We start from the raw sequence: 14,060 nt of genomic DNA on the forward strand, positions 1-14,060 counted from the left end.
AGCGCGTCCTCACGTTTCAAAGGAGAAACCAATGAGCTCAATCCACAGCAGTCGTTCCATGCCACGAAGGTGGGGTTCGGCTGTGCTAGCCGGCGCCATGTCCATCGGGCTCCTCGCCGCATGCTCAGCCACCGGACCAGGCGACACCGCCAAGACGGAAGGGTCACTGAGCGGCGAGACCATCGCCTTCGTCGGCTACGGCGACACCAGCCCCTGGGGTGCGTACTTCAACTCCGTCTATATGCCGGCACTCGAGGCGGAGGGCGCCACCGTCCTCGACCTCACGACGATGGACGCCGGCATCCAGGTGCAGAACTTCAACCAGGCTGTCGCACAGAAGCCGTCCGTCATCGTCACCCTCCTGGTCGACACGCAGGCGATGGTCGGCCCCATGCGCAAGGCGGTCGAGGCCGGCGTCCCCGTGATCGTCGTCGACGGACCGGCAGATCCGGCCATCGCCGATGACCCGGGAATCCGAAGCGTCCTTTCCGACAACGTTGCGCTCGGCGAGCTTGCCGCGACCAACATCATCGAGGGGATCAAGGCGCAGGGCCGGGACGAGGGCAATGTGATCGTCGTCGCAGGCACCCAGGCGATGCTGGTCACCCAAGATCGCATGAAGGGGTTCAACAAGGTCTTCGACGAGAACCCATCCTTCACGATCCTGGATGTCCAGGACGGCAACTGGGACCCGACGCTCTCTGGCACCCTCGCTCAGCAACTTCTGGCCAAGTACGGCCCGGATGGGGTCCAGGGCGCATACGGGATGGCCGACTACATGGCGCTCCCCATCATCAATGCCGCCAAGCAGCTCGGCTTCGCCGTGGGAGGAGAGGACGGACTCATCGTGAGTGGAGGCAACTGCTTCAAGGCGGGCATCGAGTCGATCAGGGCCGGTGAACTCTACGGAACGGCAACGGAGGACCCCGGCACCATTGCGCAGAAGACGGCCGAGTACACGATTGAGCTCCTCACGGGCAAGGAGCCGCCGCGCGTCGTCACCCTCACCGAGGACCGCGTCACAGCCGCCAACCTGGATGAGTTCGCTGACCGATGCAGCAAGGCATAACAGAACCTTTGGAGCGTCAGCCCGTCCTCACAGTGGACGGGCTGACCCTCCGGTTCGGTGACAATCTCGCGGTCGACAACGTCTCGTTCTCCGTGGCCCGCGGAGAGATCCACGGCTTGGTCGGCCACAACGGGGCGGGCAAGAGCACGGTGATCAAGATGCTCACCGGACAGCTGCAACCCGACTCCGGCACGATCGGGCTCGACTCGGAGGCTGCGCGGCTCCGTTCGCGTCGTGCCGCCCAGCGGCAGGGGATCTCGCTGGTGGATCAGGAGCTCAGCCTGGTGCCGGCACTGTCGATCTCCGAGAACATGCGTCTCGGGTCGGTGCGTCTCGGCGCAGCTGATGCGGGCATCCGGCCTCGCCTGACCCACGTGCTCGAACGTGAACTTCTCACGAGCGTCGGGCTTCCCGGCGTGGATGTGAACACCCGGGTCGAGGAGTTGACCCTCGGCCAGAGGCAGCTCGTCGAGATCGCCCGAGCGCTGGGGCAGCGACCACGGGTGATGATCCTGGACGAGCCGACCGCGACGCTGAACGAGACGGAATCCCAGTACGTGTACGCGGCGGTGCGTCGGGTCGCCGAGCAGGGCTGCGCGGTGATCTTCGTCTCGCATCGCCTGGGTGAGGTTCTCGCGCTGTGCGATCACGTGACGGTTCTGCGCGATGCCCGGCTCGTTCGCACCTGCAACTCAGCCGAGACGGACATCGCGACCCTCATGGCCGACATGCTCGGTGAGGCGCCGCACCGCCTGGAGCGACGGGTTCCCGCCCACGACGAGGAGACCCCCGGGCTTTCGATCAGCGGTCTGGCGGTCGGGCGCGAACTGGCTCCCTTCACCCTGGATGCGAGTGCCGGCACGATCTATGCGCTCGCCGGCCAGGTCGGCTCAGGGGCATCCACCGTGCTGCGTGCTCTCGGCGGGCTTGAACCGTCTGCGGTGGGTGCGGTCAGGGTTGCCACTGGCCGACTGCGGCTCGCCGACCCCGCGGCGGCGGCCAAGGCCGGAGTCGTCGTCATATCCAACGACCGCAAGTCGGAAGGGCTCTTCCTGAGCCGTTCGATCGCCACGAACCTGCTGGCGACCAGGCTTTCGGCGATCAGCCGATGGGGTTTCATCCAGAGGATTCGCCAGCGCAGACGTGTCGCCGCCCTGGCCGAGCTGGTCTCGCTTCCGAACGCAGGGCTGGGACGCCCGGTGTCCTCATTGAGCGGGGGCAATCAGCAGAAGGTCTTCATCGCGCGAACACTTCTCCGCGACGACACGCGCGTGCTGCTCATCGACGAACCGACCCGCGGGGTTGACGTCGGCGGCCGCGCGGCGATCCACGGGCTGATCCGCCGGGCAGCCGACGCCGGTGTGACCGTGCTGTTCGCCTCCACCGAGCTGGATGAGCTCGTCGATCTCGCAGACATCATCATCACCATGAAGGACGGAAGAGTGGTTCGGCAGCACAGTGGCACAGTATCGGCCAATGAGCTCATGTACGACATGGTCCACATCTCGGAGGGCACCCCATGACCGGAGCCATGACCGCCGCGACGACGGATACGAGCGCGAGCACGGGCATCCGCAATCTTCCGTGGCAAAAGGTGACGATCGCCGTCGTCATCGTCGCGCTCGCCGTGCTGTGCGCGACGACCCCCCAGTTCTTCACCATCAACAATGCGAAGGCGATTCTCGCCTCCGCGAGCATCGTGGGGCTCGCCGCGCTCGGCGGAACATTCATCATGATCGTCGGATCCATCGTCTCCCTGGCCACGGCACAGACGATGGCAGTGATCGCCATGGTCTTCCTCGCCTCGCAGCAGCTCGGGCTTGTGCCGGCCATCGCCGTGGCCCTCTTGGCGGGCGCCGCGATCCAGGCGATCCAGGGCGCTCTGGTCGGCTATTGGTCCGCCAATCCTGTCGTCCTCACCATCGCCGCCGCGTTCGCACTGACAGGACTGGCCACCTTCGTCACCGGAGGAACGACCGTCTACCCCACGGTGAACAACTTCGAGGTGCTGAACTCGACGCCGCTCGGAATCCCGCTGAGCGTCTTCGTCTTCATCGGCGCTGCCGTCCTGGCTGAGATCATCCTGCGCAGAACAGTTCGAGGCCAGCAGATGTATCTGGTGGGCGAGAATCGACGGGCGGCGCGAGCAGCGGGCCTGCCGGTGCCGCACATCGTGCTCTTCGCCTGGGTCGTCGGCGGCGTCCTCCTTGCCGTCGGCGCGCTCTTCCTCGCCGCGTTCAACACCACGGCAACCATCAACCTCGGCGGAACGATCACCTTCGACGCCATTGCGGCGGTGCTGGCCGGAGGCACAGCCATCGCCGGTGGAAAGGGCTCAGCCCTACGCACCGTGGGAGGAACGCTCGCCATCGCGATCATCGCCGACCTGCTGCTGTTGCGCGGATTCTCGACCGGTGCCCAACTGCTCGTCAAGGGCCTGCTGGTGCTTGTGCTCGTCATCGTGGTGCATCTCGAATCGAAGAGGGAAAAGTGATGATCGCCAGGAACATCCGGCGTACAGAGACGCTCGTCCCGTTGCTCGCCATAGTGGTGGTGGTGCTGATCTTTGCCGTCACCGCGGCCGCCACCGGGCGCACCGTAACCATCTTCGATGGTTACAACATGCTGCAGGGCCTCGCCCAACTCGGTCTGCTCGCGTTGGCGCTCGGCATCACCATGATCGCAGGCGAGTTCGACGTCTCCGTGGTGGGGGTCTCTGCCCTCGGCGGGATGGTGGCCGTGCAACTCGGCCAACAGGATCCGCTGTTCGGCGTCGCGGCCGGCGTGCTCGCCGGCTTGGTGGTCGGGCTCGTGCAGGGCACGGTGATCGCCAAGTTCCGACTCTCGTCGATGCCGGTGACGATTGCCAGCTATATCGCCCTGCTGGGGCTCACCTCGGTTCTCTCCGGCGGACTCTCGGTGACATACACCAATGTTGAGGCCTCCATGTGGGTGGACCAGACGATTCTCGGCGTCCTGTCGCCTCGCAGCATCATCGTGCTGCTCATCTTCGTGATCGTGGCCGTTGTTCTTGCATCCACTCGCCTGGGTCCGGAACTGCGGGCCCTCGGCGACGATCGCCGAGCCGCCAGAGTGTCCGGCGTTCCCGTCGATCGCAGGCTGATCGGCGTGTTCGCGGTCTCCGGCATGCTGGCCGCACTCAGCGGGGCGCTGCTGAACTTCAGTTACTCGAGTGCGAACCCCAACCCGGGCATGCAGCCGCTGGTGCTGGCGGCGGTCGCGGCGCTGATCGGCGGAGTCTCGCTCTCCGGCGGGCGAGGCTCCGGCACCGGCCTGCTGTTCGGTGCGCTTGCTGTCGCAGTGCTCTCGCAGACCGTCGTCTTCGCGGCGCTTCCCGGCTTCGTCACCCAGCTCATCTTCGCGACCTTCCTCGCCCTGGTGGTGCTCGCAGATGCTCCGGGGTTGCGAGACCGTATTGGTGGCATCCGAACCCGCCTGAGAAGCAGGCAGCAGGATGGCGTGACAGAGATCGCCGTCCTCCCCGACCGAAACACTGAGAGTTGAAGGAGCACAGCATGACTGCTCACACCGAGATCCTGCTGGAGGGCCTCCGATTCCCGGAGGGCTGTCGTTGGCACGACGGACAACTGTGGTTCAGCGATATGCATTCCGGCACCGTGCACCGGGTGGATGCTGATGGCTCGAATCTGACGACGGTGATGACTGTCGACGACCGGCTCTCGGGCATCGATTGGCTACCGGACGGCTCCCTTGTGGTGAGCGGGATGCTGACGCGCAAGGTGTACCGGCTTGGTTCGGATGGCGAGGTGACGGTGTTCGCGGACCTCTCTGCGGCCACGCCGTATCCGATCAATGACCTGATTCGGATGCCTTCGGGAAGCCTTCTCATCGGCGGCTTCGGCTACGACCTCTACGCCGACGAGCCTGCCCAGGGAGGGCCGCTCATCCATGTCGACGCCTCGGGCGCGTGGTCGGTGGTCGCCGATGATCTGACGTTCCCGAACGGCATGGTTCTGCTCACCAGCGGGGAGCTGGTGGTGGCCGAGACCTTCGGGAGCCGCCTCACCGCGTATGACGTGGATGCAGGGGGGCGCCCCCACAACAAGCGGCTGTGGGCGGAACTCCCCGAGGGCAGCACTCCCGACGGCCTGTGCCGAGACAGCGAGGACGCCATCTGGGTCTCATCGATTGTGACGAAGGAGTTCCTGCGGGTGACGGAGGGAGGCACGGTCACAGACGTCATCGACCTGGGTGATCGCCTCGCCGTCGACTGCGTTCTCGGCGGCGAGGATGGACGCAGCCTCCTGCTGTCGACGGCGAACAGCTTCCAGCCGGACGAGACCGAGATTCGCGCCGGCCGTATCGAACGCATCATCGTCGATGTGCCCGGAGAGACCGCATGATGCCCGACGCGGTGATCGTCTCTGCGGCGCGATCACCGATCGGGCGCGCGGTCAAGGGCTCACTGGCGGAGATGCGCCCGGATGACCTGCTCGCGGGGATGATCGAGGCCACTCTCACGCAGCTCCCCGGGTTCGACGCTCGCGAGCTGGATGACATCCTGGTGGGCTGCGGCCAGCCTGCCGGGGAGTCTGGCTTCAACATCGCTCGCGCTGTGGCGGTGCGCCTCGGCCTGGACTCGGTGCCGGGCACCACCGTGAATCGCTACTGTTCGTCGTCGCTCCAGACCACACGCATGGCCTTCCATGCGATCCGTTCCGGCGAGGGCGAGGCCTTCATCTCGGGCGGCGTCGAGACGGTGTCGCGCTACCGCCTGGGCAGCGCCGACGGATGGCCGAACACCCGCAATCCGCTGTTCGACGCTGCAGCGGAGAGGACGCAGGACGGCCTGCGCGACGACTCGAAAGAGTGGGTCGATCCGCGCTCGATGGGACTGTTGCCGGATGTCTACATCGAGATGGGCGCCACCGCTGAGAATGTGGCGCGACTGTGTGACATCAGCCGAGAGGAGATGGATGCCTTCGCCCTCCTGTCGCAGCATCGGGCAGAGAAGGCGATCGCCGATGGCTTCTGGAAGCGCGACATCACCCCGGTGACTCTGCCCGACGGTTCCGTCGTCGATGCCGACGATGGTCCGCGTGCGGGTGTCACCGCAGCGGCGTTGGCCGGGTTGACGCCGGCCTTCCGGGAGGACGGTCGGGTGACGGCGGGCAACTGCTGCCCGCTCAACGATGGTGCGGCAGCGCTCGTGATCATGAGCGACACCAAGGCGAGGCAGCTGGGCTTGCAGCCACTGGCCCGCATTGTGGCCACGGGCGTGAGCGCGCTGTCGCCGGAGATCATGGGCCTGGGCCCGGTGGAGGCGTCGCGGCAGGCGCTGCTGCGGGCGGGACTCGGCATCGACGACATCGACCTGGTCGAGATCAACGAGGCCTTTGCCGCGCAGGTGATTCCGTCGCAGCGACAACTCGGTATCGACCCGGAGAGGTTGAACGTCTTCGGCGGCGCTATCGCGGTCGGACATCCGTTCGGTATGACCGGCGCGCGCCTCACGACAACGCTCATCCATGGGCTGCGGGAGAAGGACAAGCAATTTGGACTGGAGACGATGTGTGTGGCGGGCGGACAGGGCATGGCGATGATCATCGAGAGACTGACATGAGCGAGAACACGAAAACGGCCATCGTCACCGGCGGCGCACGGGGCATCGGCGCCGCCGTGGCCAAGCGTCTGGCCGAGGATGGCTTTGCCGTCGGGGTCCTGGACATCGACGAGGTGGCCTGCGCAAACACCGTTGAGCAGATCCGAGCTGCGGGCGGACGGGCCATCACCCTCGGGGCAGACGTTTCGAACGAGGAACAGGTGGAGGAGGCGGTCGCTCGCTGTGCCCGGGAACTCGGCGCGCCGGTCGTCCTGATCAACAATGCCGGGATCATCCGGGACAACCCCCTGTTCAAGATGTCGACGCAGGAGTGGGATCTGGTGCTCTCCATTCACCTGAAGGGTTCGTTCCTCATGACTCGCGCGGTGCAGAGTCACATGACCAAATCCGGATGGGGGCGCATCATCAACATGTCGAGCATCTCCGCGTTGGGAAACAAAGGGCAGTCGAACTACGCGGCCGCGAAGGCCGGGATCCAGGGATTCACCAAGACCCTGGCGATCGAATTGGGCAAGTTCGGCGTCACGGCCAACTGCATCGCGCCCGGCTACATCGAGACCGACATGCTCGTGCAGACCGCCGACCGCATGGGGATCAGCTACGACGAGTTCGCGTCGAAGATGGTGGCAGAAACGGCTGTCGCCCGCATGGGCCAGCCCGAGGACATCGCCGCCGCCGTCGCATTCTTCGCGAGGGATGACGCCTCATTCGTCACGGGCCAGATACTGTACGTCGCGGGAGGACCGTACGCGTGAGCGTCGAATCGCGACAGGTGGCGGTCGAGCGGAGGGAGTGGCCGTGCTGGGGTTGATGCAGTCCGTTCCTCTGTCCATCCCGATGATCTTCCACCGGGCGGAGCAGATCTCCGGCATGAAGCGCATCACGACGGCGGAGGCCGGAGCCGTGCGACACACCACCGTCGCGGAGTGGGCGGTTCGGGTGCGTCGACTGGCCGCCGCATTGGATGCCCTGGATGTTCCGGCGCGCGCTCGGGTGGCCACTTTCGCCTGGAACACCGACCGGCATCTCGAACTGTATTTCGCGGTGCCCTGCGCCGACCGGGTGCTCCACCCGTTGAACATCAGGATGAGCGCAGAGCAGCTCCGGCATGTCATCGAGGAGGCACAGGACGACGTGATCGTCGTCGAGTTGTCGCTGCTCGAGCGCATCTGGCCGCTCGCCGAGAGGCTCGACAGAATTCGCCACTGGGTTGTCATCGACGACGGTTCTGGCGCCGACCGGCCCGATGATGACCGCATCATCGACTACGAAGAACTGCTGAGCAGTGTGGAGCCGTTCTCGGGGCGCTTCAGTGTCGAGGACGAGACTTCCGCTGCCAGCATCTGCCACACATCCGGCACGACGGGCAATCCGAAGGGGGTTGTCTATTCCCACCGCTCGACCGTGCTGCACTCACTCGGCGGCATGGCTGCGGGCTTGGTCGGCATTTCGGAGCGCGACACGGTCATGCCGATCGTTCCCATGTTCCACGCCAACGGCTGGGGGCTGCCGTACACGGCGCTCTTCGCGGGGGCCGACCTCGTGCTGCCGGGCTCTGATCTCTCGCCTCGCTCGCTGCTGCGATTGGTCGAGGACCATCGCGTGTCCGTGATGGCCGCCGTCCCGGCGATCTGGAGTGGGATGCTGCCTCAGTTGGAGGAGGCCGATCTGAGCTCACTGCGCATCGTGCTCGGCGGCGGGTCCGCCACGCCTCCCCCGCTTGCGGCGGAGTGGGAGCGGCGTGTCGGTGTTCCGATCATGCACACCTGGGGAATGACCGAGCTGAACCCGACAGGGGCGATCGGCGGCCTGCGCAGCTATCACGACGGCGTATCGCAGGCCGAGCGAGAGAAGGTTCTCGCCCGGCAGGGGCAGCCTGCGTTGTTCGTGGAGCTACGGGTGGCGGATGTCGACTCGGGCCTCCTGCTTCCTCACGATGACGTGTCGACGGGCGAGTTGCAGGCGCACGGCCCCACAGTGGCTGCGGCGTACCTCGGTGACGTCGGCCATGAGCTTCTGACGGATGACGGCTGGCTGCGCACGGGAGACATCGCAAGCATCGATGAATTCGGTTATGTGACCATCCACGATCGCATCAAGGACCTGATCAAGTCCGGCGGTGAGTGGATTCCGTCGATCGACCTGGAGAATGCGATCTGTGCCCTTCCCTCGGTGGCCGAGGCGGCCGTGGTGGCGCGCCCCGATCCGAAATGGCTGGAGCGCCCGGTTGCGTTCGTCGTCATGCAGCGAGGTGAGTCCGGGTCGGCACAGTCGATCCTCGATGAACTCAGGAACAGGGTTCCGAAGTGGTGGTTGCCCGATGAGATCAGGTTCATCGATGCTCTCCCGCGGAACACGACAGGAAAGGTCGCCAAGGATGTGCTGAGGACCCTCGCTACTTCCCCGAATCGCGGATGAACTGCTCCAGCAGTTCGCGCGCCACAGGGTCGGGCAGCTGCTTCGCCGGGGACTTCATGAAGTAGGCGGATGCCGCCTCCAGTGGCCCCGCGATGCCCGCGTCGAGCGCGAGCTTCGCTGCCCGCACCGCGTCGATGATGACGCCGGCCGAGTTGGGCGAGTCCCACACCTCGAGCTTGTATTCGAGGCTCGTGGGCGCGTTGCCGAAGCCGTGGCCCTCGAGCCGCACGTAGGCGACCTTGCGGTCGGTGAGCCACGGAACATGGTCGCTCGGGCCGATGTGCACATTGTCGGGGTCGATGGTGGCGTCGAGGTTGCTGGTGACTGCCTGCGTCTTGGAGATCTTCTTCGATTCGAGCCTGCGACGTTCGAGCATGTTCTTGAAGTCCATGTTGCCGCCGACGTTGAGCTGGTAGGTGCGGTCGAGCACGAGCCCGCGCTCCTCGAACAGTCGGGCGAGCACGCGGTGGGTGATGGTCGCGCCGAGCTGGCTCTTGATGTCGTCGCCGACGATGGGCAGGCCCGCGTCGACGAACTTCTGCGCCCACACGGGGTCGCTGGCGATGAAGACGGGCAGTGCGTTGACGACGGCGACGCCGGCATCCAGGGCGGCCTGGGCGTAGTGGCGGGCGGCCTCCTCCGACCCCACGGGGAGGTATATGACGAGAACGTCGGCGCGGGAATCGCGCAGGGCCTGGGCGACGTCGACCGGATGCTCGGAGGACTCCTCGATGCTGTCGCGGTAGTACTCCCCCAGGCCGTCGAGCGTCGGGCCGCGCTGCACGGTGACGCCTGTGGGGGTGACGTCGGCGAAGCGGTAGGTGTCGTTCTGGCCGGCCCACATGGCCTCGGCGAGGTCGAGGCCGACCTTGGTCGCATCGACGTCGAATGCGGCGACGAATTCGACGTCGCCGACGCCGTAGCCGCCGAAGCGGGTGTGCATGAGGCCGGGCACCACGTCGCCGTCGGCGGCATCGCGATAGAACGTCACCCCTTGGATGAGAGAGTTCGCGCAGTTACCGACGCCCGCGAGGGCAACCCGAATCGACATGGAAATAGTTCTCCTTGATAGTGAAAGCTTGTTCTGACTACACTAGGCAGGTTGTGTGCGTGCGCCATTCGGCGCCTCCGCAGACAGCAGATGCCTCAACCCTCCTGTCACAGACCGTCTGTGACCGTTTAGTCCGAAGGAGGTGGGTTAGTTATGCATCAGTACGAACTAATGGTAATTCTCGATCCTGAGATCGATGAGCGCACCGTGGCCCCCAGTCTGGACAAGTTCCTGAATGTCATCCGCAACGATGGTGGAACCATCGACAAGGTCGACATCTGGGGCAAGCGTCGTCTTGCCTACGAGATCAACAAGAAGTCCGAGGGCATCTACGCCGTCGTCGACATGACTGCGAATGCGGATGCGACGGTCGAGCTCGACCGCCAGCTGAAGCTCAGCGAGGCTGTCATGCGCACCAAGGTGCTGCGTGCCGAAGAGGCCATCGCTCAGGTGGCTGCCGCCACCAAGCTCTCGGAGGAGAAGGCGGCCCGCAAGGCTGCTGCCACCCCGAAGGCCGCAGAGGCGCCGAAGGCTGCCGAGGCTCCGAAGGCCGCTGCCCCGAAGGCCGCTCCTGAGGCTGCAGAAGCCGCGAAGAGCGAGTAGTCGATGGCCGGCGAAACCGTAATCACTGTGGTGGGCAACCTCACCAGCGATCCGGAGCTGCGGTACACGCAGAACGGGCTGGCGGTTGCCAACTTCACCATCGCATCCACTCCCCGCACCTTCGACCGTGCGAGCAATGAGTGGAAGGATGGCGAGGCGCTGTTCCTGCGGGCATCCGTGTGGCGCGAGTTCGCCGAGCATGTGGCCGGGTCCCTGACCAAGGGGTCCCGCGTCATTGCCACGGGCCGTCTCAAGCAGCGCAACTACGAGACCAAAGAGGGCGAGAAGCGCACAAGCTTCGAGATCGAGATCGACGAGATCGGTCCCAGCCTTCGCTACGCCACGGCGCAGCTCACCCGCACGTCCTCCGGGCGTGAGGGTGGTGGCGGTGGCGGTGGCCAGCGTGGTCAGGTCGCGGACGAGCCGTGGGCTGCAGCTGCACCCGCCAGTTCAACCTCTGGTGGCGACGTGTGGAACACGCCGGGCAACTACAGCGACGAGACACCCTTCTAGCCCGCGCCCGCGCGAGCATTCATCTTTACCGAAAGTAGGAAACCATGGCAGGAAAGAGCAGCGGCGACCGCCGCAAGCCCCTCCGCAACATGAAGGGCGGCAAGAACGCCGCCCCCGCGAAGTCCATTCGCGTCGGCGTCATCGATTACAAGGATGTCGCCACCCTCCGCAAGTTCATCTCGGAGCGGGGAAAGATCCGCGCCCGTCGAATCACCGGTGTCTCCGTCCAGGAGCAGCGGCTCATCGCCCGTGCGGTCAAGAACGCACGTGAGATGGCGCTGCTTCCCTACGCCGGCTCAGGCCGTTAGGAGCCAGTGATATGTCCAAGTTGATTCTGACGCACGAGGTCACAGGCCTCGGCACCCCCGGCGACATCGTCGAGGTCAAGAACGGTTTCGCCCGCAACTACCTGGTTCCCCAGGGTCTTGCTGTGGCGTGGAGCCGTGGCGGCGAGAAGCAGATCGAGCAGATCAAGGCGGCTCGTTCAGCTCGCGAGCACGCGACCGTTGAGGAGGCCAAGGACCTCAAGCTGAAGCTTGAGGCCACCAAGGTCAAGCTGACGATCAAGGCCGGCAAGGAGGGTCGTCTCTTCGGTTCGGTCAAGAACGCCGACATCGCGGATGCGGTCGCCGCAGCCGGTATCGGAACGGTCGACAAGCGCAAGATCGAGATCACCTCTCCGATCAAGGTGACGGGCGAGCACGAGGCGACTGTTCGCCTGCGTGACGACCTCGTCGCGACGATCACCATTCAGGTGGTTGCGGCCAAGTAGTTTTGTGGTTTCCCGGTCTCCGGGAGCGGATGGCGGTGGGCTTCGGCCCGCCGCCATCTGTCGTTTCCGGGCGCAGTTGTCAAGCGTTGTACCCATATTTGTGCACAGCATGGGCGACAGGGGAGCAACCTTCAAGTGCAACTGTAAACATCTTTCTACACACATGGTGTGAATAGAGAAATCCCTGATCAGACGGCACTTATTGCTCAGATTTCTTCTGTTCTCCACAGTTCAGTCCACAGCTTGTTCACACGCGTCCCGGCGTTTCGCCCGATTCCTCCACAGAGTTATCCACAGGGTGGTTTGTGGTGGGGTGATTCGGTTCCTATCGTTGTGCAGCAGGCGCGTCAGCGGGTAGGTCGCGGCTACTGTGGCTCGGGGACATATCGAGTCGGTAGGCATGGCGGAGGGGTTCCGCGCATGCAGGCGATCCCCAGGCTTCACGGGCACGGCAGGGTGTCGGATGACCGATGTCGGGGGCGGACTGTAGAACAGTCCTGAGAAGAGGTACGGAATTGTCGATAGCGCACTTGGGACTCGCAGGGTCTTCCGAGAGGAGCTCAGAGCAGCGTCCGTCAGAGCGCACTCCCCCGCACGATCTGCTCGCCGAGCAGAGTGCTCTGGGCGGCATGATGCTGAGCAAGGATGCCACGGCTGACGTCATCGAGTCTGTTCGCGCCATCGACTTCTACATCCCCAAGCACGAGATCATCTTCGACGCCATCCTCAGCCTCTACTCGCACGGCGAGCCGACCGATGTGATCGCCGTCACCGACGAGCTCACCAAGACGGGCGAGCTGACCAGGGCCGGTGGAGCTGACTACCTGCACACGCTCACGGGCGTCGTGCCGACCGCCGCGAATGCCGGCTTCTATGCGAGCATCGTCGCCGAGAAGGCGGTGCTGCGCAGGCTCGTCGAGGCGGGCACCCGCATCGTGCAGATGGGCTACGCGAGCGAGGGCGAGGTCGTCGACCTCGTCAACAACGCGCAGGCCGAGATCTACGCTGTCGCCGGCGGAGTCGAGGCGGAGGACTTCATTCCTCTGACGGTCGCTGTCACGACGGCCATCGACGAGATCGAGGCGGCCAAGGGCAACGACGGCTCCATGACGGGCGTGCCGACCGGTTTTGCCGAGCTCGACGACCTCACGAACGGCTTCCACCCGGGGCAGATGATCATCGTCGCCGCTCGACCTGCTCTCGGAAAGTCGACGCTCGCCCTCGACTTCGCTCGCGCCGCATCCATCAAGCACGACATGCCCTCGATCTTCTTCTCGCTCGAGATGGGCCGCTCCGAGATCGCCATGCGCCTGCTCTCCGCCGAGGCGGCCGTTCCCCTGCAGAGCATGCGCAAGGGAACGGTGGATGCCCGCGACTGGACCACGATCGCATCCACCCGTGGCCGCATCAACGACGCGCCCCTCTACATCGACGACAGCCCCAATATGACCCTGGTCGAGATCCGTGCCAAGTGCCGGCGTCTCAAGCAGAAGGTCGGGCTCAAGATGATCATCATCGACTACATGCAGCTGATGACATCCGGCAAGCGCGTCGAGTCGCGACAGCAGGAGGTCAGTGAGTTCTCGCGTGCGCTGAAGCTGCTCGCCAAGGAGCTGCAGGTTCCGGTCATCGCGCTGTCGCAGCTCAACCGTGGGCCGGAGCAGCGCACCGACAAGATGCCAGCGCTCAGCGACCTGCGAGAGTCCGGATCGCTGGAGCAGGACGCCGACATGGTCATCCTGCTGCACAGGGAGAGCGCCTACGAGAAGGAGAACCCGCGCGCGGGCGAAGCCGACCTGATCGTCGCCAAGCACCGCAACGGGCCGACCCGCACCGTCACGGTTGCCTTCCAGGGCCACTTCTCCCGCTTCACGGACATGGCGCCGGCGTAGCGCCAGCATCCCTCCGTGATGCGCGACGAACGGAGGGTTCGCGGCCTGAGGCGACACCTCGGATGCCGTCCCTCGGGCCGGGGTCGGGCACAGGGACGCGGCGATAGACTGGCTGGGTTCGTCTATCAGGAAGAGGG

General features: G+C 65.2%; 13 protein-coding genes and 1 pseudogene. 13 read left to right on the top strand and 1 reads right to left on the bottom strand.

Going from position 1 to position 14,060, the window contains the following annotated elements; genetic code table 11:
- Positions 1–31 precede the first annotated feature (31 nt).
- From FB562_RS10280 to FB562_RS10315, 8 genes are read left to right on the top strand one after another with little or no spacing between them, the layout of a single operon-like run.
- Complete coding sequence (locus FB562_RS10280) at positions 32–1,069, top strand: sugar ABC transporter substrate-binding protein (RefSeq protein WP_185740537.1); 1,038 nt, start codon at positions 32–34, stop codon at positions 1,067–1,069.
- Positions 1,070–1,101: 32 nt separating this feature from the next.
- Positions 1,102–2,592: a sugar ABC transporter ATP-binding protein gene (locus FB562_RS10285; RefSeq protein ID WP_185740538.1), complete on the top strand. Its 1,491-nt coding sequence runs from the start codon at positions 1,102–1,104 to the stop codon at positions 2,590–2,592.
- The gene (locus tag FB562_RS10290) at positions 2,589–3,563 is read left to right on the top strand and encodes an ABC transporter permease (RefSeq protein ID WP_141881219.1); all 975 of its coding nucleotides are present in this window, start codon (positions 2,589–2,591) and stop codon (positions 3,561–3,563) included. The genes FB562_RS10285 and FB562_RS10290 overlap by 4 nt, the downstream gene beginning before the upstream one ends.
- On the top strand, positions 3,563–4,594 hold the full coding sequence (locus FB562_RS10295; protein ID WP_141881220.1) for an ABC transporter permease: 1,032 nt from the start codon (positions 3,563–3,565) through the stop codon (positions 4,592–4,594). The genes FB562_RS10290 and FB562_RS10295 overlap by 1 nt, the downstream gene beginning before the upstream one ends.
- Before the next feature lie 11 nt (positions 4,595–4,605).
- Positions 4,606–5,454: an SMP-30/gluconolactonase/LRE family protein gene (locus FB562_RS10300; RefSeq protein ID WP_141881221.1), complete on the top strand. Its 849-nt coding sequence runs from the start codon at positions 4,606–4,608 to the stop codon at positions 5,452–5,454.
- Positions 5,454–6,674, top strand: coding sequence for an acetyl-CoA C-acetyltransferase (locus FB562_RS10305; RefSeq protein WP_141881222.1), 1,221 nt, complete (start codon positions 5,454–5,456; stop codon positions 6,672–6,674). Before FB562_RS10300 ends, FB562_RS10305 begins: the two co-directional genes overlap by 1 nt.
- Positions 6,671–7,429 (top strand): 3-oxoacyl-ACP reductase FabG, encoded by a 759-nt coding sequence (gene fabG, locus FB562_RS10310; RefSeq protein ID WP_141881223.1) that lies wholly within the window; start codon positions 6,671–6,673, stop codon positions 7,427–7,429. The genes FB562_RS10305 and fabG overlap by 4 nt, the downstream gene beginning before the upstream one ends.
- A 55-nt stretch (positions 7,430–7,484) precedes the next feature.
- Positions 7,485–9,092, top strand: a complete 1,608-nt coding sequence (locus FB562_RS10315) for a long-chain-fatty-acid--CoA ligase (protein ID WP_221625404.1) — start codon at positions 7,485–7,487, stop codon at positions 9,090–9,092.
- On the opposite strand, the gene FB562_RS10320 is transcribed toward FB562_RS10315, so the two are convergent.
- Positions 9,070–10,143: an inositol-3-phosphate synthase gene (locus FB562_RS10320; RefSeq protein ID WP_141881225.1), complete on the bottom strand. Its 1,074-nt coding sequence runs from the start codon at positions 10,141–10,143 to the stop codon at positions 9,070–9,072. The genes FB562_RS10315 and FB562_RS10320 overlap by 23 nt on opposite strands.
- 153 nt (positions 10,144–10,296) lie before the next feature.
- On the opposite strand from FB562_RS10320, the pseudogene rpsF reads away from it, so the two are divergent.
- The 5 genes and pseudogenes from rpsF to dnaB form a co-directional block, all read left to right on the top strand.
- A pseudogene (rpsF, locus tag FB562_RS10325) lies at positions 10,297–10,659 on the top strand (30S ribosomal protein S6); the annotation flags it as partial.
- 90 nt (positions 10,660–10,749) lie between these two features.
- A complete protein-coding gene (locus FB562_RS10330; protein WP_141881227.1) occupies positions 10,750–11,259 on the top strand; it encodes a single-stranded DNA-binding protein in 510 nt (169 codons plus the stop codon).
- A 44-nt stretch (positions 11,260–11,303) separates the two neighbouring features.
- Entirely contained in the window at positions 11,304–11,567 is a 264-nt protein-coding gene (rpsR, locus tag FB562_RS10335) for a 30S ribosomal protein S18 (RefSeq protein ID WP_141881228.1), read from the top strand.
- Between the two features lie 11 nt (positions 11,568–11,578).
- Positions 11,579–12,031: a 50S ribosomal protein L9 gene (gene rplI, locus FB562_RS10340; RefSeq protein WP_141881229.1), complete on the top strand. Its 453-nt coding sequence runs from the start codon at positions 11,579–11,581 to the stop codon at positions 12,029–12,031.
- Positions 12,032–12,546: 515 nt separating this feature from the next.
- On the top strand, positions 12,547–13,923 hold the full coding sequence (gene dnaB / locus FB562_RS10345) for a replicative DNA helicase (RefSeq protein ID WP_141881230.1): 1,377 nt from the start codon (positions 12,547–12,549) through the stop codon (positions 13,921–13,923).
- The last annotated feature ends 137 nt before the right edge of the window (positions 13,924–14,060 follow it).

The sequence above is a fragment of the Homoserinimonas aerilata genome (assembly GCF_006716125.1).
Classification (GTDB): domain Bacteria; phylum Actinomycetota; class Actinomycetes; order Actinomycetales; family Microbacteriaceae; genus Homoserinimonas; species Homoserinimonas aerilata.